Below are 23648 nucleotides of genomic sequence, written 5' to 3'. Positions count from 1 at the left end.
GGCCGGAGCGGATACCCGGTGCAGACACTCGGTGTACTGAACGAAGGCGTCGAGGAATCTAGGGCGCTTTTCTTGCCATCGTCAAGAGAGTGCACAACTTCCCGGGGGAGCCATGTCGCGCGGTCTGGATCAGGTAGGCGGCGGCGAGGGGGAGAGCTGCTGCTCGGCGGCCCAGGAGGCGAGGATGCGCAGTCGCTCGTGGGTCGGGGAGCCGGGCTCGGCGGTCCAGACGGTCAGGTGCTGTTCGGAGTCGGTGTTGGCGGTGAGGGTGTCCCAGTCCAGGACCAGTTCGCCGACGACCGGATGGTTGAGCGTCTTCGTGCCCACGGTGCGGGCAGCGACGCGGTGATCGCCCCACCACCGGGCGAACTGCTCGTCGCGCAGGGACAGTTCACCGACGAGCTCGATCAGCCGGGGGTCCTCGGGATACTTCGCGGCCTCCATCCGCAGCTGCGCCACGGAGATCTGCGCGGACGTCTCCCAGTCGGCGTACAGGGTACGCATCGCCGGATCGGTGAACTGGATCCGGGGATAGTTGCGGTGCTTCTCCGGGACGCGGGAGAAATCGGTGACCAGCGCGGCCGCCAGTGCGTTCCAGGCCAGAATGTCCCCGCGCCGGCCCTGCACGATGGCCGGGGTCGCGGTGAGGTCGTCCAGGACCCGCTGCAGTTGCGGCTGCACCTTCTGCGCCCCGCGGCGCCGCGTGCGGGTGGTGGTCTTGCCCGCGAGCTGGAAGAGGTAGCCGCGCTCGTCGTCGTCCAGGTGGAGGACGCGGGCGAGCGTGTCGAGCACCGGCGCGGACGCCTGCATACGGCCCTGCTCGAGCCGGGTGTAGTAGTCGGTGCTGATGCTGGCGAGCTGGGCGACCTCCTCACGGCGCAGCCCGGCCACCCGGCGGGTCCTGCCGGTGTCGGGAAGTCCGACCGTGCGCGGGCTCAGCTCGGCACGGCGCTTCCTGAGGAATTCTCCCAGTTCGTTGAGGGGGACGTTACTGGTCATGTTTCCCAGCATGGCACCGACCGCAGCCGGGGAAGGGGGGAGAATTTCCTCCCAGGAAGTTCTTCTCCCAGGATGAATTCCTCCGCTTTTCCCGCCCGCCCTCGCGTGTGAGTCTCGATCGTGAGCAGCTGTTCCTGACGGCTGCGGTACATCGACCCTCGCATCGAAAGAAGCATCCCCATGCGCGGAGCAGTCATTCACGCCCCCGGCGACGTGCGCTTCGAGACCCTCGACGACCCGAAGATCATCCGGCCGACCGATGCCATCATCCGTACGGTCGCCACCTGCGTGTGCGGCTCGGACCTGTGGCCGTACCGCGGTCTGGAGCCCATCGGCGACCCGCACCCGATGGGACACGAATACGTCGGCATCGTCGAGGAGACCGGCAGCGAGGTCACCCACGTCAAGCCGGGCCAGTTCGTGGTCGGCTCCTTCGCCACCTCGGACAACACCTGTGCGAACTGCCGCAACGGCTGGCAGTCCAACTGCCTGCACCGCGAGTTCATGAGCACCTGCCAGGCCGACTACGTCCGCATCCCCAACGCCCACGGCACCCTCGTCGCCACCGACGAGCACCCGGACGGCGGGTTGGTGCCCAGCCTGCTCGCCGTCTCGGACGTGATGGGCACCGGCTGGTACGCGGCGCTGGCCGCCGAGGTCAAGCCGGGCTCGACGGCCGTGGTGGTCGGTGACGGAGCCGTCGGCCTGTGCGGTGTCATCGCCGCCAAGGAGCTCGGCGCGGAGCGGATCATCGCCATGTCCCGGCACGAGCCCCGCCAGAAGCTCGCCCTCGAGTTCGGTGCCACCGACGTCGTCACGGAGCGCGGCAAGGAGGGCATCGCCCGCGTCAAGGAGCTCACCGGCGGCATCGGCGCCGACTCCGTGCTGGAGTGCGTCGGCACCGCCGAGTCCATGCAGCAGGCCCTGCACTCCGCCCGGCCCGGCGGCAACGTCGGCTTCGTCGGCGTACCGCACGAGGTGGCCGTCGACGGCGTGGAGCTGTTCTTCTCCCACGTCGGCCTGCGCGGCGGCCCGGCTCCCGTGCGCCGCTACCTGCCCGACCTGATCGACCGCGTCCTGACCGGCCGGATCGACCCGGGCAAGGTCTTCGACCTCACCCTGCCCCTGGACCAGGTCGCCGAGGGCTACAAGGCGATGGACGAGCGCCGCGCCATCAAGGCCCTCCTCAAGCCCTGACCTCGGCAACCTCACGCGGCCGGAGCCGTGCCCGGGGCCGGGGCCGGGGCCGGGCAGCGGATCCCCGGCCCCGGTCCCGGTCTCGCCACCGCCCGGCGCTTCGGAACCGCGGGCCACACCGTCGCCCTGATCTCCCGCACCGCCGAGAACCTGGACGTCTGACCGCCGAACTCGCCCGTGACGACGTCCGGGCTCGTGGTTTCCCCGCCGACGTCCTCGACATCGAGTCCCTGACCACCGCCCCGTACGCGGCAGCGGCAGCCTTGGGGCCCATCGAGATTCGGCACGGGGCGCGGGGCGCCCAGCGCCTGTACGACATCCACGACCGGCGGGACGGCTCCCGCCACCACGCCGAGCCCCTGCCCGACTGAGCCTCCTGGACGACGCCCATGCCCCCGGCTCCTCTTCGCACGCTCACCCGCACCCTGCCCGCCACGGCCCTGCTGGTGGCCGCGACCGCCTGCACCGAGGACGCGCCGTCCGCCCCCCGTTCCTCCGCGTCCACACCACACCAGTCACCGACCGCCCCGGCACCCGCCGCACCGTCCGACAGAAACGCCCCCGGGCACACCCCCAGGAACACCGCCATGGACATCCGGCTCACCCTCGACGGCCGCCAGGTCGACGCCACCTTGAACGACAGCGCCACCGCCCGTGACTTCGCCTCCCTGCTCCCGCTCACGCTGCGCCTGAGCGACTTCCACCGGACGGAGAGGATCGCCGATCTGCCCCGCCGTCTGTCCACCGCCGGTGCGCCGGAAGCAGCCGAAGCCGAGGCCGGTGACCTCGCGTACTACGCGCCGTGGGGGAACCTGGCCGTCTACTACCGCGACGGCGGCTCCCGCGACACCGGTCTGATCATCCTCGGCCACGTGGCCGACGCCGACACTCGGCGCCTCGCCGCCGCCGAGGAGATCACCATCGAAGCCGTCGCCTGACCCGGACACCGCACCCGCACCCGCACCCGTGAGGTGAGAAGAACCCGATGAACCCCACCTATGACTTCACCGGCCAGGTCGCCCTCGTCACCGGAGCCGGCTCCGGTATGGGCCTGGCCACCGCGCACGCCTTCGCCGAGGCCGGGTCCGCCGTCGCGCTCACCGACATCGACGAAGCCGCCCTGAACGCGGCCGCGAAGGAGCTCACCGACGCGGGCCACCGAGTCCTCGCCCTCACCTGCGACGTCAGCGACGAGGACCAGGTCGCCGCCGCCGTCGACCGCACCGTGGAGACCTTCGGCCGTCTCGACATGGCCTACAACAACGCCGGCATCCAGATCCCGGCCGCCGACGCCGCCGATGAACCCGCCGAGCGGTTCGACCGCGTCCACGCCGTCAACCTCCGCGGTGTCTGGGCCTGCATGAAGCACGAACTGCGGCACATGCGCGCGCAGGGCAGTGGCGCCATCGTCAACTGCTCCTCGCTCGGCGGGCTGGTCGGACTGCCCGGCCGCGCCTCCTATCACGCCTCCAAGCACGGTGTGATCGGCCTGACCACCAGCGCGGCCCTCGAATACGCGCCGCGCGGCATCCGCATCAACGCCGTCTGCCCCGGCACCATCGACACCCCCATGGTCAGGGACATGATCGCCAAGGGGGACCTCGACCGCGCCGAGGCCGAGGCGAACCAGCCCATCAACCGTCTCGGCACCGCCGAGGAGATCGCCCAGGCCGTCCTGTGGCTGTGCAGCACCGGCGCCGGCTTCGTCGTGGGCGTCGCCCTGCCGGTGGACGGCGGTTACGTCGCCCGATAGCCACAGCCACCGCCCGGCCGACCGGCCGACGGTGAAGCCCCCCGTTACCTTTTCTCGTGGCTCCGCAATGGGGCCTCCGGCCTTCGGGTCCGGCATGACTTCCCCCTCCTGTTGTTGATGATCCGGGGGGTGGTGTCACCGGGCTCGGAGGCATCGACGGACCGCTGATGTGTCGGTGTGCCCGGGCGCCAACTCCACCGCGTTGGCATGGGCCCAGCGCCCTGACGAGTTCGCCAGCAGTTCTCCGAGGTCATCGGCTTCGAGGGCGGCTACGACCGGCTCGACCAGGCCGTCCTCGAGCGCACCGGCCAATTCAGCGAGCACCCCGAGGTCGCCGTCGCCTGGTTCGACGACCACGTCCGCTGAGGAGGACGCGCCCTCAGGGCACAGGTCGGGACACCGCCCGGTGGAGATTGTCCAGGGAGAAAACTCTCCCCCCTCACGGTCGGCGATTCCGTGCCACGCTGGCGTCCATGAGCCGGAACCCGCATCTGAACGAACTCGGGGAGTTCCTCAAGGCTCGCCGTGCCGAGCTCAGCCCCGGCGACGTGGGCCTTCCCGACAGCGGTCACCCACGCCGGGTACCGGGTCTGCGCCGCGAGGAAGTCGCTCTGCTGGCCGCCATCAGCACCGACTACTACACGCGGATCGAACAGGGCCGCCTCCAGGCATCCGCCCCTCTGCTGACCGAACTCGCACAGGTCCTCCGTATGAACGAGGACCAGCGCGTCTATCTCTACGAACTCGCGGGGAAGAGCGTGCCGCCCCGCAGCACCGTGCGCCAGGAGGTGGACCCCCAGCTCCAGCGCATGCTGGACGACCTCGCCACCACCCCCGCCTTCGTGATCGGCCGCCGCACCCAGGTCGTGGGCTGGAACCGCCTCGCCGCCGCCCTCTTCGCCGACTTCGGGAAAATGCCGGAAGAGGACCGCGTCTACCTCCGGCTGCTGATCACGGACCCCGCGATGCGACGGCTCTACGTCGACTGGGCAGAGGTCACCCGGCTGGCCATCGCCCAGCTCCGCATGGAAAGCGCCCGCTACCCCGACGACCCGCGCCTCTCCGCCCTGGTCGACGAGCTCTCCGCGCTGGACCCGCAGTTCCGCCAGTGGTGGGCCGCCCACGACGTCGCCCTCCGCACCATGGGAACCAAGCGGCTGCGCCACCCCCTCGTCGGGGAACTCACGCTCGACTGGCACACGCTCACCTGCGCCACCGACACCGACCAGCACATCATCGTCTGGACGGCCCCACCCCACTCCCCCTCCCACGACGCACTGCGCCTCCTCGCCTCCTGGGCCACCGACCACCACCTCACCCCCTCCGGCGCAGCCACATGATCTGACATGCCCTCAAAAGCGGCTTGGTCAGCCCCTGTTCGCGGGTGCGGAAACCAAGGGGGGACAAAAGTCTCCCTGTTACGAGTGTTGCCGTCGGTGCAAGACGTCCGGCGTGACCAGCCGCCGCTGCCGAGGTGCGCGGCGGCGCCCCGTTCCGCGCGGTGACGACGATCCCGCCCGCTGTCCTCCTGTCGTGTACGACCGGCCCGTCCGTGATGCGAAGGCGTACGTATGTCTGTTGAACTCCCTGAATCTGCCGTCCCGCCCCCCACCGGATCCAGCGAGTCCTCCTCGGCGCCCACGCGGCGCACCTTCATCGCCACCGGCACCGCGGTCGGCGGCGCCGTCGTCGCGGGCGGTGTGATCGGAGGAACCCTCCTCGCGGGCCCGGAGGAGGCGAGTGCCGCGGGGGCGTCGCCCGCCAGCCGTGTCTCCCTGACGGTCAACGGCACCCGCCGGACCGTCACGGTCGACAACCGCACCTCGCTGCTGGACCTGCTGCGCGAGCACTTCGGCCTGACCGGCTCCAAGAAGGGCTGCAACGCGGGTGCGTGCGGGGCCTGCACGGTTCTCGTCGACGGCCACCGGGTCAACTCGTGTCTGACGCTGGCCGTCCGGCTGGAGGGTGCCGAGGTCACCACCATCGAGGGTCTGGCCGACGGAGACGAACTGCACCCGCTGCAGCAGGCGTTCATCGACCAGGACGCCTTCCAGTGCGGCTACTGCACCCCCGGCCAGATCCTCTCCGGTGTCGGCTGCATCCAGGAGGGCCACACCGGTTCGCCCGAGGAGATCCGGGAGTGGATGAGCGGCAACATCTGCCGCTGCGGCTGCTACGTGAAGATCGTGCGCGCGGTCGAGCAGACCGCGGGCGGGAGGTGAGCCATGTTTCCCTTCGCCTACACCCGTGTCTCGAACACCCGCGAGGCCCTCGACGCCGGTCGACAGGGCGGGCGTTACATCGCCGGCGGCACCACGCTGGTCGACCTGATGCGCGAGACCGTCGAACGCCCCGAGAGCCTGGTCGACATCTCCGCCCTGCCGCTCCGGGAGATCACCGTGACCGAGCGCGCAGGCCTGCGGATCGGCGCGCTGGTGCGGATGTCCGAGACCGCCGCCCACCCCAAGGTGCGCACGCTGTATCCCGTCGTCTCCCAGGCACTGGAGCTGAGCGCCTCCGCCCAGCTGCGCAACATGGCCACCATCGGCGGCAACATCATGCAGCGCACCCGCTGCACCTACTTCCGCGACGTGACCGCCGACTGCAACAAACGTGAGCCCGGCTCCGGTTGCGCGGCCCTGCACGGCTACAACCGCACACACGCGATCCTGGGCACCTCCGAGTCCTGCGTGGCCACGCACCCCTCCGACGTAGCCGTGGCGTTCGCGGCACTGGAGGCGAGCGTGCACCTGCTGGGCCCGGACGGTGCCCGCAGCCTCCCCTTCGCCGACTTCCTGCTACGCCCGCGCAGTACACCGAGCCGCGAACAGGCCCTCAGGAAGGGCGAGTTGATTACGGCGGTGGAGATCCCCGCGCTGCCCCGCCCGCTGAAGTCCGGCTACCTCAAGGTCCGCGACCGGCAGTCCTACGAGTTCGCCCTCACCTCCGCCGCCGTCGCACTGCACATCCGCCGCGGCGTGATCCGCGAGGCGAGGGTGGCCGTCGGCGGAGTCGGCACCGTGCCCTGGAAACTGCCCGCCGTCGAACAGCACCTCATCGGCGAGCGGCCCTCGGAGTCCCTGTGGACGGCCGCCGCGGAGCGCGCCGCCGACGGGGCACGTCCGCTCGAGCACAACGGCTTCAAGGTCGAGCTGCTCCGGCGGACCGTCGAACGCCAGCTGCGCATCGTAGGAGGTACCAAGTGAGCCCCCAGCCGCAGGCAGCCGTCGGCGCGCCGCTGTCCCGGGTGGACGGCCGGCTGAAGGTCACCGGCAAGGCGGAGTACGCCGCCGAACTCCCCCACGCTCGAACAACCTCGCGCGGGACGACCCCCATCATGGACGGTGTCGTGCATGCCGTCATCGTCGACGCGAGCATCGGCCGTGGCCGTATCAACTCCGTCGACACCGGCGATGCCGAGAAGCACCCCGGCGTGCTGCGGGTGATCCATCACGGCAACGCGCCGGCGCTGCCGTACCGCGACAACCCCGGATCCAACAACCCGCCAGGGCGCAGGCTCAGGGTCTTCCAGGACGACCGGGTGCTCTTCCACGGCCAGCCGGTGGCCGTCGTGGTCGCCACCACCCTGGAGGCCGCGCAGCACGGCGCGAGCCTGGTGAAGGTCCGCTACGACGCCGAACAGCCCTCGACCGACCTGGACGAGGCCGAGCCGGGCGAGCCGACGACCTACGCGCGCGGTGACGCGGAGGCCGGGCTGCGTTCCTCGGCCGTACGGCTGGACCTGACGTATCGACTGGCGCGCAACCACCACAACCCGATGGAGCCGCACGCCACCATCGCCCGCTGGGACGGCGACGAGCTCACCGTCTGGGACAAGACACAGTGGGTGATGGGCACGCACGACGAGATCGCCGCGGTGTTCGACCTTCCGGCGGACGCGGTACGGGTCATCAACCCGTTCGTCGGGGGCGGTTTCGGCAGCGGGCTGCGCTGCTGGCCGCACACGATCGTCGCCGCGCTGGCCGCTCGGGTGACGCGCCGCCCGGTGAAACTGGTGCTGACCCGCAAGCAGATGTACTTCGGCACCGGCTTCCGGCCGTCGTACCGGTACCGTCTGCGGCTGGGCAGCGACCGGCGCGGCCGGCTGACCGCCGCCGCCCATGAGATCGACGCCGAGACCTCGTCGTACGAGACGTTCTTCGAGGCCGTCATGGGCGCGGGCCAGATGCTGTACAGCATGCCCCACGTCAGCCAGGCGTACCGGAGGGTGCCCCTGGACGTGAACACCCCGATCTGGATGCGCGGTCCCGGCTTCGCCTCGGCGTCGTTCGTGATCGAGTCGGCCATGGACGAGCTCGCGAACGAACTCGGCGTCGATCCGATCGAGCTGCGCCTGCGCAACGAGCCCAGCGAGGACGAGTCGAACAACCTGCCGTTCTCCACCCGCCGGCTGCGCGAGTGCTACGCCGTCGGCGCCCGCGAGTTCGGCTGGCACCGCCGCTCGTCCCGGCCGCGTGCCCGGCGCGAGGGCGACTGGCTGATCGGTCTGGGCATGGCCGCCGGCGTCTACGACTCCGGGCGCTTTCCCGCGCAGGCCCGGGCCCGCCTGGACGCCGACGGCACCGCCGTGGTCGAGGCGGCCACCAGTGACATGGGGCCGGGCACCTACACCTCCCAGACGCAGGTCGCCGCCGACGCCCTCGGGCTGACCATGAGCACGGTCACCTTCCGGCTGGGTGACTCCCGCTATCCGCAGACCTCTCCGCACGGCGGGTCGGCGACCATGGCCAGCGTCGGCTCCGCCGTCGTCGACGCGTGCGACCAGGTGCGGCAGGAGGCGATCCGTCTGGCCGTCGGGGACCGTCGGTCGCCGCTGTACGGGGTGGCCGCGAGCGACGTGGTGGTCCGGAGCGGCCGGCTGCACGTGCAGGGCGACCCGGCCCGCGGTGAGACGTACCGGAGCCTGCTGGCCCGCAACGACCGCCCCTATCTGGAGGCCCTCGGCTCCTACACCGGGCCGTCCCGGCCCGAGCGACGCTCCTATTTCGCCTACAACGCCACCTTCGCCGAGGTCGCCGTCGACGCGAACCTGGGCCTGGTGCGGGTGCGTCGGATGCTCGGCGTGTACGACGCGGGCCGGATCATCAGCCCCAAGCTCGCCGAGAGCCAGGCGTTCGGCGGCATCGTGGGCGGCATCGGCACGGCCCTGCTGGAGCACACCGTCACCGACCACCGCGACGGGCGGATCGTGAACGCCTCCCTGGCCGACTACCTGGTGCCCGTGAACGCCGACGTCCCCGAGGTCAGGGCGATCTACCTGGACGGCGAGGACAACGACGGCAACGCCATCGGCGTCAAGGGGCTCGGTGAGGTCGTGCAGGTGGGTGTGGCGCCGGCGATCGCCAACGCGGTGTTCAACGCCACCGGACGCCGGGTGCGTCAACTGCCCATCACCGCTGAAGCGTTGCTCTGACAGCAGCGTTCCATCCGCACAGAACCACGGAGAACGGCTCATGCTGAACATCGCGGACACGCTGCACCGCTGGTGCCGCGAGGCGCGTCCCTTCGCCCTGGCCACGGTCGTCGACGTCCGCGGCAGCGCGCCGCTGCCCGTCGGCACGTCGGTCGCGGTGGACGCGGAGGGGACCGCGGTCGGCAGCGTCTCCGGCGGTTGTGTCGAGGGAGCCGTCTACGAGCTGTGCCGACAGGTGCTGGCCGACGAGGGTGCTCCCCAGCGGGCCTGGTTCGGCTACTCCGACGAGGACGCCTTCGCCGTCGGCCTGACCTGCGGCGGCGAACTCGACGTCCTCGTCCAGCGCGTCGATCCCCCGGCGCGGCCGCACCTCGCCGTGGCTCTCGCCGAGGTCGTCCGGGGCCGGCCGGCCGCCGTGGCACAGGTCGTCGACGGTCCCGCCGGCCTGGTGGGCTCGACCCTGAGTGTCGTCGGTGACGGCGCGGCCACCTACGGGACCTTGAGCGGAGGGGCGGTCGACGGACGGGTGGCCGACGAGGCCCGGGCCCTCCTGCGGGCGGGACGCACCGCACGCGTCATGGTCGGCGGGAACGGCGACGGCTGCCCCGAACCGCTGACCGTCCTCGTCCACGTCCACGCGTCCCGCCCGCGCCTGCTGATCTTCGGTGCCGTCGACTTCGCCGCCGCCCTCAGCCGGGCGGGGCACTTTCTCGGCTACCACGTCACGGTCTGCGACGCCCGCCCCGTCTTCGCCACCGCCGCGCGCTTCCCCCACGCCGACGACGTCGTGGTCGACTGGCCCCACCGCTACCTGGAACAGACGCGGGTGGACGCCCGTACCGCCGTGTGCGTCCTCACCCACGACGCCAAGTTCGACATCCCCCTGCTGCGGCTGGCCCTCGGCCTGCCCGTCGGGTACGTCGGCGCCATGGGCTCCCGACGCACCCACGACGAGCGCCGGCGTCTCCTGTGCGAGGCCGGCGTCACGGACGACCGGTTGGCCCGGCTGCGCTCCCCGATCGGACTCGACCTCGGCGCACGGACCCCTGAGGAGACGGCCGTCTCCATCACCGCGGAGATCATCGCCCACACCCACCAGGGCACCGGCCTCCCCCTGTCCGACCTGGCCGGCCCGATCCACCGCACCCTGCCCCCGGCCGAGTCGACGGTCTCCGAACGGGAAACAGTAGCCATGGATATAGTGTCCATGTAATCTATCGAGCATGAGCAAGGGTTCCGAACGGGCCACGCCCGGTTACCTGGTGTGGCGTCTGTCGACGAAGTGGCGTGTGGCGGTCGACCGGGCGGTGGCTCCGCTCGGTCTCACGCACGCCCAGTACTCACTGGTGTCGTCGCTGTACGGCATGCGGCGCGCCGGAGAGCACCCCAGTCAGCGCCGGCTCGCCGACCACACCGGTCTCGAGCCGCTCTACGTATCGAAGCTGGCCCGTGCCCTGGAGTCCGCCGGGCTGATCGAGCGGACCCGGGACCCCCGCGACCCGCGCGCCGTGCAACTGGCGCTCACCGAGCAGGGCGAGGACGTCACCCGGCGGGCGATCAAGATCGTCCACGGGCTGCTGGAGCGGCTCATGGAACCTCTCGGCGGCCTGGACAGCGCCCGGGCCCGGGTGTTCACCGGTGAGCTCACGGCCCTGCTCGACGTACCGCTCGACCTCATCGACAAACCTCAGGGAGAGTCATGACCACCACCGCACGCCCCGTCGACGGCCGCGCGATCGGCCTGGCGCACTTCGCGAGCCGCGCCGTCCTGGAACACGTCCTGGCCCGCCACGGCGCGACCTTCGCGCAGCAGGCGACCCTCCGGGCGGCGGTCGTGGCCGACGGGCCCCTGGAGCGGGACGCGCTGATCGCCCAGGTCGCCGGATCGCTCAAGTCCGACACCGCATCCGTACGGGTCATCGTCGGCGAGCTCCTCGACAGGGGACTCCTGGCAGCCGAGGGGCCGCGGGTGCGTGCCACGGACGCCGGACGGGAGCTGTTCGCCTTGGTAGGGGCGGAGACCGGCGAGATCTCGGCCCGGATGTACGCCGGCATCCCCGCCGAGGACCTGGCCGTCGCCGGCCGGGTGCTCGCTCTCGTCACCGAGCGGGCGGACGCGGAGCTGGCCTCCTTCGGCGCCGAGCGCCCCGCCGTATAGCGGAAGAGTCGGTGGAATAGTCAACCATCCGGCGCGGTTGACGGCCTCGAAGGAGGTCACGAGTGGACACGACATACAACACGGCGTACGAGACCACGCAGGAGTACTACTCCCACGGGACGCCGGCCGAGCGCTGGGAGCGCGCGCAGCTGTTCTTCGACGCCCGGGACTACACCGCCGCCGCGCGGGTGCTGGTCGGGCTGGTCGAGGAGGTGCCGGAGCAGACCGGTCCCCGGCTGCTGCTGGCCCGCGCCTACTACCACTCGGCCCAACTGCGCCGCGCCGAGACCGAGTTGCGTCTGATCGTCGAGCGCGACCCGGTGGAGCACTACGCCCGGCTGATGCTGGGCCGCACCCTGGAGCGGCAGGGGCGGCACGCTGAGGCGGGACCGCATCTGCGGATCGCCTCGGCGCTGGCGGGCGACTTCCCGGAGGTCTGACACCCTCCGCCCGCATGTTCCCGGCGCCGGCTCGGATCCGGCGCCGGGAACGTCGCGCTGCCGGACTCAGGCGGCCGTCCGGTGTCCCCGCCGGTGCGCGATCTCGCCGAGGATCACGTCCACGACCAGGAAGCCCGCGAGCGGGATGCCGAGGAGCGGGACGAAGTAGCCGAGCACGGCGATCACCGCCATCAGCGGGACCAGGACGTACGGCGGGACCTGTGCCCAGGCGCCGCGCGGTATCGGACGGCCGAAGGCGTTGCCGCGGCCGCGCTGCCACCACATGCGGTAGCCCCACACGATCAGCAGGATCAGGGAGAGCGCGAGCAGCATCAGCGCGATCTGGTTGACCAGGCCGAACAGGACGCCGGTGTGCAGGTCGATGCCCCAGCGGGTCAGCTTGGCGAGCAGCGGGAAGTCGGCGAACCGCAGCGTGTCGGTGACCTCGCCGGTGGCCGGGTCGATCGCGACGGAGTCCTGCTTCTCGGGCCAGCTGCGCTGCACCTGCTTCACGACGTACGCGGAGGTCTCGTCGGCGGGCGGCACGATCTCGACCGGGTCGCCCAGCCCCTCGGCGCGCGCGGCCGCGAGGACCTTGTCGAGGCCGACACCGTGCTCGCCGTCCCCGCCCGTACCGGAGGCAGCGTCGTGGCCGGCGTGCTCGCCGCCGCCGCTCACCGTGGCCGAGATCGACGGGGTGGCCTGCTTGAGGGAGGTGCGCAGCTCGTCGATGTTGGCGCCGGCGTAGGTCGACCAGGTCAGACCGGTCGCGGACAGGAAGAAGAAGCCGGCGGCGGCCCAGACGCCGACGGTGCCGTGCAGGCCGAGCGTGCGGCGCCGGCCGCTGGTGCCGCGGACCTTGCGCAGGGCACGGCGGCGGGAGAACCACAGCGCGATGCCGCCGGCGGCTGTCACCCACAGCCAGCTCGCGGCGAACTCGCTGTAGAGGCGGCCGGTCTCGCCGAGGTGGAGGTTGCGGTGGAGCCCGGAGATCCAGGTGCGCAGGGGCAGCGCGCCGGTCGAGCCGTACTGCTCCAGCGCACCGCGCACCTTGCCGGTGTACGGGTCGACGAACACGGCGAGGGTGTGCTCGGGGTCGACGCCCTCGACGCCGGACAGCATCACCCGGGTGCTGGCGTCGGCCTCCGGGGAGGGCCGGACCGCCGAGACCGTGCCCTCGGGGTGGGCCTTGCGGGCCGCCGCCACCTGCTCGGAGATCGGCAGCTCGGTGTCGCCGACCGGCACGGTCATCTCGTGCGCGTACACGAACTTCTCGGCCTGGAACGAGCCCGCGTACAGGAAACCGGTGACGGCGGCGATCAGCAGGAACGGCGCGACGAGCACGCCCGCGTAGAAGTGCAGGCGCAGTACCAGGGGGCGCAACGGGGCCCAGGGGCCGGGCGACTTCGGCGCGGGCGCCGCGGCCGCCTCGGGGGCCTCGGGGGCCTCGTCCGTGGTCGAGGGAGCGGTGGACATCGGCGGGCTTCTCCGGGGGACGAGGGGACGTGTGGAGCCGTGACGGTCCAGTAGTCGGATCGGGTGCGCGCCGAGTTCCCGGCACTTTCAGTGACCTGCGTCACACGGGTGTCGGTCGTGGCATGCTGGCCCGATGGCAGCTCCCAGTCCCCGCGCGCCCCTTGCCGACCGCATCGAGGAACTCCTCGCCCCCGGCGGCCCGTTGACCGTCGTCGCGGCGGGCGATCCGGTGCTGCGCTCCGGCACCGAGCGCTACGACGGTCAGCTCGACCCGGCGCTGCTGGCCCGGTTCGTCGAGGCGTTGCGCGTCACCATGCACGCGGCGCCCGGGGTGGGGTTGGCCGCGCCGCAGGTGGGCGTGGAGCTGCGGATCGCGGTGATCGAGGACCCGGCGCCGGTGCCGGAGGAGGTGCGGGTGGCCCGCGGCCGGGTGCCGCAGCCGTTCCGGGTGCTGGTCAACCCGTCGTACGAGCCGGTCGGTCCGGCCCGGGCCGCGTTCTTCGAGGGCTGTCTGAGCGTGCCCGGCTACCAGGCGGTGGTGGCCCGCCACGCCGAGGTGCGGCTGACCGGTGCGGACGAGCACGGGCGGGCGCTGGACGAGGTGTTCGCCGGGTGGCCCGCCCGGATCGTCCAGCACGAGACGGACCACCTCGACGGGCTGCTCTATCTCGACCGGGCCGAACCGCGCTCGCTGGCCGCCAACCAGACGGTGCTGGAGCGGTGGGCGCATCCGACGCCGGAGGCGGCGGCGAAGGCGCTCGGGTTCGAACTGCCGTACTGAGCGCGGCGGCTCCCGCTATCGCTCCGGCGCCAGCACGACGCTGCTCACCGGGTGCACCCGGCCCGCGTTCCGGGTGTCCGTCACCGTCACCCGCCACGCGCCGGGAGCGGGCAGCGTGAGCCGGGTGCCGTAGCGGCCGTCGCCGCGGTTGCGCAGGGTCCTGCCGCGGTCCGCCCGGCCCGTCTCGACGTGCTCGGCGGTGACCGAGAGGGCCAGCCGGTCGTCGTCGGCCGTCACCTCCACGGGGCACTCGGCCCCCTCGGCGACCTCGGGCACGTCCACGCACAGCTCCAGCCGGCCGTCGAGGAACCGCCGCGGATCGCGGGCGGTCAGCAGGGCTTCCAGCTGGTTCAGCAGGGCCCGCTCGTTCTGCAGCGCCCCGTGCTTCTGGGCGAAGAACCGCACCGTCGAGTCGTCGGTCCACTGCGCCGGGAAGCAGGAGAACCGGGGTACCGTCCCGTCCCCGAGGTGGTCCGTCCCGTCCAGGTCGCGCCGGGCGCCCAGTTGGCCGGAGGTGAGCAGCGCCGACTGACGGGTGGGCTGGCGGCAACCGCCGAACACGTGCAGGGCGTAACCGTCGCCGTCGGCGTGGTCCAGTTCCTCGTGGAGCCGCCCGGCGTCGGCGCTCAGCGCGCCGTCGACACCGGACACTTGGGTCCGGACGACGTCCGACCGTGTGCCGTCCCGGTCGGCGAGGCATCGCCAGGAGGGAAGCAGCTGGTGCAGGGAGGGCATCGACCGCGCCAGCCGGGTGAACGGCGCGGACAGCCGGCCCAGGCCCGGCGCCACGCCCGCGTGCAGTGAGACGAGCGCGTTCACCGATCCCCGGTAGGGGGTGCCGATCGTCACGAGGCTCCGGGCGTGCGCGCCGCCGCCCAGGACGTCGAGGTAGTAGCGCGCCACGAGACCGCCCATCGAGTGGGCCACGAACACGGCCCTGGCCCCGGGGTTGCCGCTGCGGGCCCGCCAGTCGGCGAGCGCGGGCTCCACCCGGGCCGCGAGCCGGCGCGCCGTCAGCCGCACCGAGAGCCGCCAGTCGTACGGGAAGGTCAGGAGGTTGCCGGCCCGCTCGGACAGGCCCAGCCTCCGCTCGAGGAAGGTCAGCAGGGTGCCGTAGCCGTCGATCGCGAAGACCCCCGGCAGCACGTGCAGCCCGTTCATCAGGCCCACGGGGCGCACGCCGTCCCCGGGGTCGGCGTCCCCGGTGCCCGGCGGCAGCACCAGCCGCTCCACCTCGTCGAGCCGGCTCAGCGCGAGACGCCCCGCCACCGCGAGCGTGTGGTTCCACACCTCGCGCCCGTCCCGGGCCAGGACGCTGCCCATGATGCCGGGCAGCACCACGACCAGATCGCCCACCGGGCCGCTCGGCAGGTCCGTCCTGGGAGTACTGGGCACGGATTCCCCCTGTTGCACAATTCGCCGTAGTATGCGCCTGGTTGACGGCAGGTCACATGCTAGGCCGCCGTCGCCGTCCAGGGGGCACGGAAACGGGGAGCACCACAGTGCGGTGGCGCGCATGACGGACGACGGACGCTTCGTCCTCGTCGGGATCGGCGAGTACCAGGACGCGAACTGGCGGCGGCTGAGCCATGTCCCGGCGAGCGTGCGCAGGCTGTACGACCTGTTCCGGTCCCTGGGCTACGGGCACGAACTGCCGGAGCTGACCGCCGGCGGCGACTGGGCGTCGATCACCGGGCGGCTGCGGGGCTGGCGGGGTGACGGGACGCGGCTCGTCCTGTACTGGACGGGACACGGCTGCTTCGACGCGGGTGAGCACTTCCTGATCGCGGCCGACTCCCCCGGCAGCCGGCTGGACGGGTTGCGGGCGATCACGGCCAGGGAACTGGCCCGGTTCCTCGCGCACCGGGAGTTCCACGAAGTCCTGGTCCTGCTCGACTGCTGCGCGAGCGGCATCGCCGCGTCCCGGATCGCCACCGAGATCTGCGACGTGCTCGATCACACCAGTACCGCCGGGCCCGAGCGGCGGTTCGCGGTGATCGCCTCGGCGCGCGGCTTCGACAGCGCCGAGGACGGGGTGTTCGCCGAGACGCTGGAGCGCGTCGTACGGCAGGGTCCGGAGGACCGCCGCTGGACGGAGCACGACGAGACCATCCGCTCCGACGAACTGGCCGACGTGATGGACCGGATGATGGCGCGGCGGGACGCCGGCACCGCCTATGTCGCGCGCGGCGCGCCCGTTCCCGGCCTGCGCAATCCGCTGCATCCGTCGGCCATCGTCCCGGACGAGGACGTGGAGACCAAACGGCTGCGCAGGCTGCGGGCGGGCGCGGTGGACCAGCACCTCGTGCTCTGCGCGCGCGGGATCGAGGTCGGCGAGACGGGCTGGTACTTCTGTGGCCGGACCCGGCTGCTGCGCCGGATCATCGGCTGGCTGGACCGGGCCGACCGGGGCCTGTTCGCGGTCACCGGTTCGCCCGGCACCGGGAAGTCCGCGCTGCTCGGCCGGATCGCCACCCTGTCGGTGCCGGAGCTGCGGGCGGTGGCGGAGGCGGAGGGCGCCCTGAACGACACGCCCAACTCCGCCCTGCCGACGCTGGGTTCCGTGGATCTCGCGCTGTCCTGCCGCAACAAGACCCTGGACGACTGTCTGCGCGCGGTGGCCGACGCCCTGGACCTGCCGACCCGCGAGGACGGCTGGCTGCGGGCGGCGGAGGTCGTACGACAGGTCGGCGACCTGGGCCGGCGGGTGGCCGTGGTGATCGACGGTCTGGACGAGGCGAAACGGGCCGAGGCCGTGCCGATCGCCGCCGATCTGCTGCGCCCGCTCGCCGAACTGCCGGGCGTGCGCGTGCTGGTGGGAACCCGGCCGCACCGGGCCGACGGCACCACGGTCACCACCGACGCCGGCCCGTTGATCCACGCCCTGGACCCCGACGAGACGGCGGTGCTGGACCACGAGCCCGAGAGCCGGGCCGACCTCACCGCCTACGCGTACCGCCGGCTGTTCGCACCGGGTGACGGGCCACGGCTGCCGCAGGACAGCGCCCGCGAGTGGGCCGAACGGATCGCCGACGCGAGCCGGGGCAGCTTCCTGTACGCGCGGGTCGCCGCTCGTTCGATTCTGGAGGCGCCGGTCCCGCCGCCGGGCACGAACTGGCGGACCGCCCTGGAGCGGCTGCTCACGGGCGGCCTCACGAAGGTGCTCGACACGGAGTTCGAACGGTCCCCCGATCCGGAGCGGCTGCGTGACCTGCTGCGTCCGCTGGCCTGGGCGGAAGGGGCCGGGCTGCCGCGCCGCGACCTGTGGCCGGTGCTGGCGTCCGCGCTCGCCGACGGGAAGCGCGCCTACGAGGACACGGACGTCAGCTGGGTGCTGGAGCACGCCGGATTCCATCTCGTGGAGTCCGGCGAGTCGGGCCAGACCGTGTACCGCCTCCACCACCAGTCGCTCATCGACCACTTCCGCCGTACCTCGCCCTGGGACGCCCACGCCCGCATCACCAAGGCCCTCCTCGCGACGCTGCCGGGTCGCGGCCCCGCCGCCTGGAACTCCTCCGCCCAGCCCTATCTGCGGCGGCACCTCGCCACGCACGCCCTCGCGGCGCGCCTGCTGCCCACGGTCATGCGCGACCTCGGCTTCCTCACCTGCACCGACCCGTCCCGCACGGCCGCGGCGGTGCGCACCCTGCCGAACCGCTTCGACCTGCCGGAGGCGCGCCTGTACCTCCGGGCCGCGCACCGGCTGCCCGCGCTCTCCCCGGCGGAGCGGCTGCGCACGCTGCAGATGACGGCGATGTTCGAGGAACCGGACCTGATCGGCCTGTTCCGGGGGCACACCGTCGTGCCCGCGCGGCTGGAGGGCTCCTCCACGCCCCCGGACGACTTCAGTGTCGTCCTGCGGGGGCACTCGGGTCCCGTGGTCGCCCTGCAGCCCGTCGACAGCGGTGACGGACGCGAGTTGCTCGCCTCCGCGGGCGGCGACGCGACCGTGCGGGTGTGGGATCCGGACACCGGGGAGACCCGCATGGTCCTGACCGGGCCGACGACGACGGTGACGGCCCTGACCCGGCTCACCGACGCCACGGGCCGCCGGCTGCTGGTCGGGGCGGCCGGACCCGACCTGTTCGTGTGGGACCTCGACACCGGCGCCCAGGTGACCGTGCTGCAGGGGCACACGGACACCGTGCTGTGCCTCACCGCCGTCGAGGCCGGGGGCCCGCCCCTGCTGGTCTCCGCGGGTGTGGACCGCACGCTGCGGGTGTGGCGTCCCGGCAAGTGGAACAGCACCCCCCTCACCGGCCATGTGGGTCCGGTGACGGCCGTGACCTGGGGCCGTCTGACGGACGGGCGCCGCTTTTTGCTGTCCACGGGCGCGGACTGCGCCGTACGCCGCTGGTTCCCGGACGGCCCGGAGGCGGCCGGGTCGATGCACGGGCACACCGGCACGGTCTACTCGCTCACCTGTCTGGAAGCGCCGGAGGGCGGCCCGCTCGCGGTGTCGGGCGGCGACGACGGCACGCTGCGGATCTGGGACGTGGCCCGGATGGCGATCCAGCGGGTGATCCCCGGGCAGGTGGGCGGAGTCCGCTCGCTGTCCGCGTTCAGGGCGCACGGCCGGACGCTGCTCGCGGTGGCCGGCCGGGGGTCGCGGCTGGCCGTCGTCGATCCGTACGAGGGTTCCCTGTCACGGCTGCTGACGACCCGGATGTCCGCCGTGCCCGAGCAGCTCGACTCCCGCGGGGTCACCGGGACCCAGCTGGTGCCGGTCGACCTGCCCCACGTGCGCGACGAGCAGCGTCATGTGAGCGGGTCGTACGCGCTCACCACCCTGCGGACGGGCCGCACGACGGATCTGTTCGCCTCGGCGGGCTGGGACGGGGCCGTACGTCTGTGGAGCGCGCGGAGCGGCGGAGCGAGCGGTCAGCCCGACTACGACAGCCGCCGGGCACGACGCGTCGCGGCCTTCTCCCATCTGCCGGACGGCCTGGGCTGGGCCCTGGTCGTGGCCGGCAGGTCGGGCGGCGCCTGGCTGGCCGACGCCGACGGGGGGACCCGGACCGGGCTGTGGCCGGCCAACCGACGGGTCGAGCACCTGGCCGCCCTGGTGCTCCCCGGCGGCGAGCCGGTCGTCGCCCTGACCGAGCCGAAGAAGCACGGGCTGTGCCTCGTCGACGCCGAGACGGGCGAGGCGATCGCGTCCGGCGAGGTGATGGCGGCACTGGAGGCGCTGAAAGGCCCGGTGAGCGCGCTGCGCGCCGCGGACGTACCGCACTGGATGGCCGCCCTGGTCGTGCAGTACGACGACCGTCCGCCGCGCACCCTGCTGTGGCTGCCGGGCAACAGGACAGAGGTCCGGGAACACGCCCCGGTCGAGGAGGACGCCGCCTTCGGCCCCGAGGTCACGGCCGTGCCGTGTGTGCATCCGCGGGACACGGCCCTGACCGCCCTGACGCACCCGGACGGCACCGTCGACGTGCACGGTCCCCCGGACCGCACCGGGTTCGTGGGGCGTACGGCCGCTCCTCCGGTGCCCGGTCTGGCGCCGGTCGCGGTGTCCACCCCGACGGGTCACTGGCAGCTGGCCGTGCCGGTGGAGGTTCCCGGCAGCACACGGCACGCGGTGGAGCTGTGGGACCTGACGCCCGGTCACGACGAGGCGACCGGCCTGACCCTGCGCCACTCCGGCGTCCCGCTGACGCAGCTGACCCGGCTCGCGCGCCCCGACCAGGACCTGATCGTGGGCGCGTGCGAGGACCGGGCCCTGCGCGTCTGGAACCCGACGCGGCCGGAGCGCGAACCGCTGTCCGTGCCGGTGCCGGGGGCCGTCGACGACCTCGCCGTCACCGCCCCCGACCTCGTGTACGTCCTGGTCGAGGAGCACTGGTTCGCCCTCCGGCTGACCCGGCTCGGCCCTCTGCTCTCCGCCTGACCGCGGGGGTGGCTCAGGTGTCCCGGAAGGCCTCCAGCAGCCGCAACCACACCTCGCTGATCGTCGGGTAGGAGGGGACCGCGTGCCACAGCCGGGCGATCGGGACCCGGCCGGTGACGGCGACGGTCGCCGAGTGGATCAGCTCGCCGACGCCGGGGCCGACGAACGTGACCCCGCGCAGGATCTCCTCCTCCAGGTCGACGACCATCCGGGCGCGGCCCTTGTAGCCCTCGGCGTACAGGCCGGCTCCCGCCACCGAGGACATCTCGACGTCGACGGCCCGCACCCGGTACCCGGCCTGTTCGGCCTCCGCGAGCGAGAGGCCGACCGCGGCGGCCTCCGGGTCGGTGAAGACGACCTGGGGGACGCATTCGTGGTCGGCCGTCGCCACGTGGGCGCTCCACGGCTCCGCCCCGTCCACGGCCGTGCCGGCGGCGCGGGCGGCGATGGCGGCGCCCGCGATCCGGGCCTGGTACTTGCCCTGGTGGGTGAGGAGGGCACGGTGGTTGACGTCGCCGACCCCGTACAGCCAGTCGGTGCCGGTGACGCGCAGGCTGTCGTCGACGGTGAGCCAGGAGCCGGGTTCCAGGCCGATCGTGTCGAGGCCGATGTCCTCGGTGCGCGGGGCGCGGCCGGTGGCGAAGAGGATCTCGTCGGCCTCGATGCGGTCGCCGTGGTCGGTGACGACCACGACGGTGCCGTCCGAGCGGGTGACCGACTCCACCGAGGTGCCGGTCCGCACGTCGGCGCCGGCCTCGGTGAGCGCCTCGGCGACGAGTTCGCCGGCGAAGGGCTCCATGCGGTTCAGCAGGCCCTTGCCGCGCACCAGGACGGTGACCCGCGCGCCGAAGGCCTGGAAGGCGGTGGCCATCTCGGTGGCGACCACTCCCCCGCCGACCACGACGAGCCGGCCGGGCACGGACTGGGCACTGGTCGCCTCGCGGCTCGTCCAGGGCTTCACCTCGGCGAGGCCCGGCAGACCGGGCAGGACGGCGCGGGTGCCGGTGGAGACGACGACGGCGTGGCGGGCGGTGAGTGTCCGGTCCCCCACGGTGACCGTGCGGGGCCCGGCGAGTCTGCCGTGGCCGCGGTAGAGGTCGGCGCCGATGCCGGCGAGCCAGTCGGCCTGGCCGTCGTCGGTCCAGTCGCCGGTGTACCAGTTGCGCCGGGCGAAGATCGCCGCCGTGTCCAGCGGGCCCTGCACCGCCTGGCGCAGACCGGGCAGGCGGCGGGCGTCGGCCCGGGCGATGACCGGGCGCAGCAGGGCCTTGCTCGGCATGCAGGCCCAGTACGAGCACTCGCCGCCGATCAGCTCGCTCTCCACGACCGCGGTGGTGAGGCCGGCCGCGCGGGTGCGGTCGGCGACGTTCTCCCCCACGGGCCCGGCCCCGAGCACCACGACGTCGTACGCGATGGTTTCCGATTCCGTCATGGGGTCAGTCTGGTGGGTGGTGTGCGCGCTGGCCACACGGGTAAGGGCGCGGAATACGCGACTGTCCGGCCGTGTTGTGCGGACGGCTTCGCCCCATGCCGGGAAGCACCTGGCAGGAAGCACCGGGAAGAGGGATTCAAGGTCATGAGCAGCACCGTGGAGCTCACCAAGGAGAACTTCGACCAGACGGTCACGGACAACGACTTCGTCCTGATCGACTTCTGGGCGGCCTGGTGCGGCCCGTGCCGTCAGTTCGCGCCGGTGTACGAGAAGGCCGCGCAGGACAACCCCGACCTGGTCTTCGGCAAGGTGGACACCGAGGCGCAGCCGGAGCTGGCCGCGGCCTTCGGCATCCAGTCCATTCCCACGCTGATGATCGTCCGTGACCGGGTGGCGGTGTTCGCCCAGCCCGGCGCCCTGCCCGAGCCCGCTCTCGCGGATGTGATCGGGCAGGCGCGCAAGCTGGACATGGACGAGGTCCGCAAGGCGGTCGAGGCCCAGCAGGCCGAGACCGCCGGCGAGTGACCGCGGGGATCCGGGAGGGGTACGGCGGGATCTAGAAGGGGTAGGGCGCGACGTCCCCGCGCACCGTCGTCCAGCGCACGTCGGTGAAGGCCTCCAGGTTGGCCTCGCCGCCGAAGCGGGCGCCGGTGCCGGAGGCGGCGACGCCACCGAAGGGGGCCACGGCCTCGTCGTTCACGGTCTGGTCGTTGATGTGGACGATGCCGGTGGGGACGCGTTCGGCGAGGTCCAGGCCGCGGGCGGCGTCACGGGTGACGATGCCCAGGGAGAGGCCGTAGGCGCTGTGGGCGGCCAGCGCGGCGGCCTCGTCGGGGGTGGTGAAGGGACGTACGGGGGCCACCGGGCCGAAGACCTCCTCCGCGTAGGCGGGGGTGGCGTCGTCGACGCCCGCGAGGACGGTCGGTCGGTAGAACAGGCTGTCGTGGTGGCCGCCCGCGGCGAGTTTCGCGCCGGCTGCCGTGCTGGCCTCCACCAGGCCGTGCACCTTGGCGAGTTGGCCGCCGTCGATGAGGGGGCCGAGGTGGACCTGGGCGCGGTGCGGGTCGCCGACGGCCAGGGAGTCAGCCTTGGCCGCGAGCCGCTCGACGTACTCCTCGTAGAGCGAGGCGTGGACCAGGTGGCGGCCGGTGGTCATGCAGATCTGGCCCTGGTGGAAGAAGGATCCCCAGGCGGCGGTGGAGATCACGGCGTCGAGGTCGGCGTCCTCCAGCACGATCAGGGCGGAGTTGCCGCCGAGTTCCAGGTGGGCGCGCTTGAGGTGGCGTCCGGCCGCCTCGCCGACCGCGCGGCCCGCGGCGGTGGAGCCGGTGAAGGAGATCACCGGCACGTGCGGGTCCGCGACCAGGGCCGCGCCCGTCTCGGCGCCGCCGGGCAGCACGTGCAGCAGGCCCTCGGGCAGTCCCGCCTCGGCGAAGACCGCGGCCAGGGAGAGACCGCCGCAGACCGCGGTGCGCGGGTCCGGCTTCAGGACGACCGCGTTGCCGAGGGCGAGGGCGGGGGCGACGGAGCGGATGGAGAGGATCAGCGGGGCGTTGAACGGGGAGATCACGCCGACCACGCCGACGGGGACCCGCCGGGTGTACGACAGCCGGGGCGCCTCGCTGGGCAGGACCTGTCCGGCCGGGCGGGAGGCGAGGGCGGCGGCCTCGTAGCACTCCTGGGCGGCGACGTGCAGCTCGAACTCGGCCTTGCCCGGGATGGAGCCGGACTCACGGACGATCCAGTCGCGCAGTTCCTCCGCGTGGGCCGCGAACAGGTCACCGGCCTTGCGCAGCACGCCGGCGCGGACGAAGTGCGGGACGCGGGCCCACTCGGTCTGGGCGGCGCGGGCGGCCTCGGCGGCCGGGGCCACGTCCGCGGCGGCGGCCAGGACGACCGTGCCGAGCGTCTCACCGGTGGCGGGCTCGGTGACGGTGTACTGCCCGCCCGTCAGGGCGCGGGACGGCGAGGACTGCCAGGTCTGGGGGTCGAGCAGCGGCATGGATGGCTCTCCGATCGGTGTCCCGCGGGACCCACGGCTCACAGGGGAGCGGAGATCCCATCTGGTTGAGCATGCAACATCCTAGT

At 72.7% G+C, this 23648-nt stretch carries 20 protein-coding genes; 15 read left to right on the top strand and 5 right to left on the bottom strand.

The window, feature by feature from the left end:
* Window positions 1-129 precede the first annotated feature (129 nt).
* Window positions 130-1011 carry a helix-turn-helix domain-containing protein gene (locus tag ACIRF9_RS09695; RefSeq protein ID WP_403818671.1) on the bottom strand — a complete coding sequence of 294 codons (882 nt, stop codon included), beginning with the start codon at window positions 1009-1011 and terminating at the stop codon, window positions 130-132.
* Between the two features lie 168 nt (window positions 1012-1179).
* On the opposite strand from ACIRF9_RS09695, the gene ACIRF9_RS09690 reads away from it, so the two are divergent.
* The 12 genes from ACIRF9_RS09690 to ACIRF9_RS09635 all read left to right on the top strand — a co-directional run bounded on the left by ACIRF9_RS09690 (window position 1180) and on the right by ACIRF9_RS09635 (window position 11981).
* Window positions 1180-2196 carry a zinc-dependent alcohol dehydrogenase family protein gene (locus ACIRF9_RS09690; protein WP_403818669.1) on the top strand — a complete coding sequence of 339 codons (1017 nt, stop codon included), beginning with the start codon at window positions 1180-1182 and terminating at the stop codon, window positions 2194-2196.
* 27 nt (window positions 2197-2223) lie between these two features.
* On the top strand, window positions 2224-2358 hold the full coding sequence (locus ACIRF9_RS09685) for a hypothetical protein (protein ID WP_403818667.1): 135 nt from the start codon (window positions 2224-2226) through the stop codon (window positions 2356-2358).
* A 227-nt stretch (window positions 2359-2585) separates the two neighbouring features.
* On the top strand, window positions 2586-3134 hold the full coding sequence (locus ACIRF9_RS09680) for a cyclophilin-like fold protein (protein ID WP_403818665.1): 549 nt from the start codon (window positions 2586-2588) through the stop codon (window positions 3132-3134).
* 47 nt (window positions 3135-3181) lie between these two features.
* The gene (locus tag ACIRF9_RS09675) at window positions 3182-3949 is read left to right on the top strand and encodes a glucose 1-dehydrogenase (RefSeq protein WP_403818663.1); all 768 of its coding nucleotides are present in this window, start codon (window positions 3182-3184) and stop codon (window positions 3947-3949) included.
* 473 nt (window positions 3950-4422) lie between these two features.
* Window positions 4423-5289: a helix-turn-helix domain-containing protein gene (locus tag ACIRF9_RS09670; RefSeq protein ID WP_403818661.1), complete on the top strand. Its 867-nt coding sequence runs from the start codon at window positions 4423-4425 to the stop codon at window positions 5287-5289.
* Window positions 5290-5520: 231 nt separating this feature from the next.
* Window positions 5521-6171, top strand: coding sequence for a (2Fe-2S)-binding protein (locus ACIRF9_RS09665; RefSeq protein ID WP_403818659.1), 651 nt, complete (start codon window positions 5521-5523; stop codon window positions 6169-6171).
* Between the two features lie 3 nt (window positions 6172-6174).
* Window positions 6175-7155, top strand: a complete 981-nt coding sequence (locus tag ACIRF9_RS09660; RefSeq protein ID WP_403818657.1) for an FAD binding domain-containing protein — start codon at window positions 6175-6177, stop codon at window positions 7153-7155.
* A complete protein-coding gene (locus ACIRF9_RS09655) occupies window positions 7152-9383 on the top strand; it encodes a xanthine dehydrogenase family protein molybdopterin-binding subunit (RefSeq protein WP_403818656.1) in 2232 nt (743 codons plus the stop codon). Before ACIRF9_RS09660 ends, ACIRF9_RS09655 begins: the two co-directional genes overlap by 4 nt.
* A gap of 40 nt (window positions 9384-9423) precedes the next feature.
* Window positions 9424-10596 (top strand): XdhC family protein, encoded by a 1173-nt coding sequence (locus ACIRF9_RS09650; protein WP_403818654.1) that lies wholly within the window; start codon window positions 9424-9426, stop codon window positions 10594-10596.
* A gap of 10 nt (window positions 10597-10606) precedes the next feature.
* The gene (locus ACIRF9_RS09645; RefSeq protein WP_403818652.1) at window positions 10607-11086 is read left to right on the top strand and encodes a MarR family winged helix-turn-helix transcriptional regulator; all 480 of its coding nucleotides are present in this window, start codon (window positions 10607-10609) and stop codon (window positions 11084-11086) included.
* A complete protein-coding gene (locus ACIRF9_RS09640; RefSeq protein ID WP_403818650.1) occupies window positions 11083-11541 on the top strand; it encodes a MarR family transcriptional regulator in 459 nt (152 codons plus the stop codon). Before ACIRF9_RS09645 ends, ACIRF9_RS09640 begins: the two co-directional genes overlap by 4 nt.
* Window positions 11542-11603: 62 nt before the next feature.
* The gene (locus tag ACIRF9_RS09635; RefSeq protein ID WP_403818649.1) at window positions 11604-11981 is read left to right on the top strand and encodes a tetratricopeptide repeat protein; all 378 of its coding nucleotides are present in this window, start codon (window positions 11604-11606) and stop codon (window positions 11979-11981) included.
* Window positions 11982-12047: 66 nt separating this feature from the next.
* Here ACIRF9_RS09635 and ACIRF9_RS09630 read toward each other — a convergent pair whose 3' ends face one another.
* On the bottom strand, window positions 12048-13457 hold the full coding sequence (locus ACIRF9_RS09630; RefSeq protein WP_403818648.1) for a PepSY-associated TM helix domain-containing protein: 1410 nt from the start codon (window positions 13455-13457) through the stop codon (window positions 12048-12050).
* 133 nt (window positions 13458-13590) lie between these two features.
* On the opposite strand from ACIRF9_RS09630, the gene ACIRF9_RS09625 reads away from it, so the two are divergent.
* The gene (locus ACIRF9_RS09625; protein WP_403818646.1) at window positions 13591-14238 is read left to right on the top strand and encodes a peptide deformylase; all 648 of its coding nucleotides are present in this window, start codon (window positions 13591-13593) and stop codon (window positions 14236-14238) included.
* Between the two features lie 15 nt (window positions 14239-14253).
* Here the strand turns inward: ACIRF9_RS09625 and ACIRF9_RS09620 are convergent, their stop codons facing one another.
* Window positions 14254-15633 carry a hypothetical protein gene (locus ACIRF9_RS09620; protein ID WP_403818644.1) on the bottom strand — a complete coding sequence of 460 codons (1380 nt, stop codon included), beginning with the start codon at window positions 15631-15633 and terminating at the stop codon, window positions 14254-14256.
* Window positions 15634-15754: 121 nt separating this feature from the next.
* Between ACIRF9_RS09620 and ACIRF9_RS09615 the strand changes: the two genes are divergently transcribed.
* Window positions 15755-20128: a hypothetical protein gene (locus tag ACIRF9_RS09615; RefSeq protein WP_403818642.1), complete on the top strand. Its 4374-nt coding sequence runs from the start codon at window positions 15755-15757 to the stop codon at window positions 20126-20128.
* Between the two features lie 13 nt (window positions 20129-20141).
* Here ACIRF9_RS09615 and ACIRF9_RS09610 read toward each other — a convergent pair whose 3' ends face one another.
* A complete protein-coding gene (locus tag ACIRF9_RS09610) occupies window positions 20142-21560 on the bottom strand; it encodes a dihydrolipoyl dehydrogenase family protein (protein WP_403818640.1) in 1419 nt (472 codons plus the stop codon).
* A gap of 144 nt (window positions 21561-21704) precedes the next feature.
* On the opposite strand from ACIRF9_RS09610, the gene trxA reads away from it, so the two are divergent.
* The gene (gene trxA / locus ACIRF9_RS09605) at window positions 21705-22085 is read left to right on the top strand and encodes a thioredoxin (RefSeq protein WP_403818638.1); all 381 of its coding nucleotides are present in this window, start codon (window positions 21705-21707) and stop codon (window positions 22083-22085) included.
* A 31-nt stretch (window positions 22086-22116) separates the two neighbouring features.
* Here trxA and ACIRF9_RS09600 read toward each other — a convergent pair whose 3' ends face one another.
* The gene (locus tag ACIRF9_RS09600) at window positions 22117-23562 is read right to left on the bottom strand and encodes an aldehyde dehydrogenase family protein (RefSeq protein WP_403818636.1); all 1446 of its coding nucleotides are present in this window, start codon (window positions 23560-23562) and stop codon (window positions 22117-22119) included.
* Window positions 23563-23648: the final 86 nt, after the last annotated feature.

The organism is Streptomyces sp. NPDC096132 (genome assembly GCF_044763345.1).
GTDB lineage: Bacteria > Actinomycetota > Actinomycetes > Streptomycetales > Streptomycetaceae > Streptomyces.
The sequence above is the reverse complement of the archived record's forward strand: the minus strand, read 5'-3'. Positions and strand labels throughout refer to the sequence as shown.

Bases quoted from the DNA above. Each gene is read 5' to 3' on its own strand.
- ACIRF9_RS09695 (WP_403818671.1), bottom strand. From the start codon at position 1,011: ATGCTGGGAAACATGACCAGTAACGTCCCCCTCAACGAACTGGGAGAA.
- ACIRF9_RS09690 (WP_403818669.1), top strand. From the start codon at position 1,180: ATGCGCGGAGCAGTCATTCACGCCCCCGGCGACGTGCGCTTCGAGACC.
- ACIRF9_RS09680 (WP_403818665.1), top strand. From the start codon at position 2,586: ATGCCCCCGGCTCCTCTTCGCACGCTCACCCGCACCCTGCCCGCCACG.
- ACIRF9_RS09675 (WP_403818663.1), top strand. From the start codon at position 3,182: ATGAACCCCACCTATGACTTCACCGGCCAGGTCGCCCTCGTCACCGGA.
- ACIRF9_RS09670 (WP_403818661.1), top strand. From the start codon at position 4,423: ATGAGCCGGAACCCGCATCTGAACGAACTCGGGGAGTTCCTCAAGGCT.
- ACIRF9_RS09665 (WP_403818659.1), top strand. From the start codon at position 5,521: ATGTCTGTTGAACTCCCTGAATCTGCCGTCCCGCCCCCCACCGGATCC.
- ACIRF9_RS09660 (WP_403818657.1), top strand. From the start codon at position 6,175: ATGTTTCCCTTCGCCTACACCCGTGTCTCGAACACCCGCGAGGCCCTC.
- ACIRF9_RS09650 (WP_403818654.1), top strand. From the start codon at position 9,424: ATGCTGAACATCGCGGACACGCTGCACCGCTGGTGCCGCGAGGCGCGT.
- ACIRF9_RS09645 (WP_403818652.1), top strand. From the start codon at position 10,607: ATGAGCAAGGGTTCCGAACGGGCCACGCCCGGTTACCTGGTGTGGCGT.
- ACIRF9_RS09640 (WP_403818650.1), top strand. From the start codon at position 11,083: ATGACCACCACCGCACGCCCCGTCGACGGCCGCGCGATCGGCCTGGCG.
- ACIRF9_RS09630 (WP_403818648.1), bottom strand. From the start codon at position 13,457: ATGTCCACCGCTCCCTCGACCACGGACGAGGCCCCCGAGGCCCCCGAG.
- ACIRF9_RS09625 (WP_403818646.1), top strand. From the start codon at position 13,591: ATGGCAGCTCCCAGTCCCCGCGCGCCCCTTGCCGACCGCATCGAGGAA.
- ACIRF9_RS09615 (WP_403818642.1), top strand. From the start codon at position 15,755: ATGACGGACGACGGACGCTTCGTCCTCGTCGGGATCGGCGAGTACCAG.
- ACIRF9_RS09610 (WP_403818640.1), bottom strand. From the start codon at position 21,560: ATGACGGAATCGGAAACCATCGCGTACGACGTCGTGGTGCTCGGGGCC.
- trxA (WP_403818638.1), top strand. From the start codon at position 21,705: ATGAGCAGCACCGTGGAGCTCACCAAGGAGAACTTCGACCAGACGGTC.
- ACIRF9_RS09600 (WP_403818636.1), bottom strand. From the start codon at position 23,562: ATGCCGCTGCTCGACCCCCAGACCTGGCAGTCCTCGCCGTCCCGCGCC.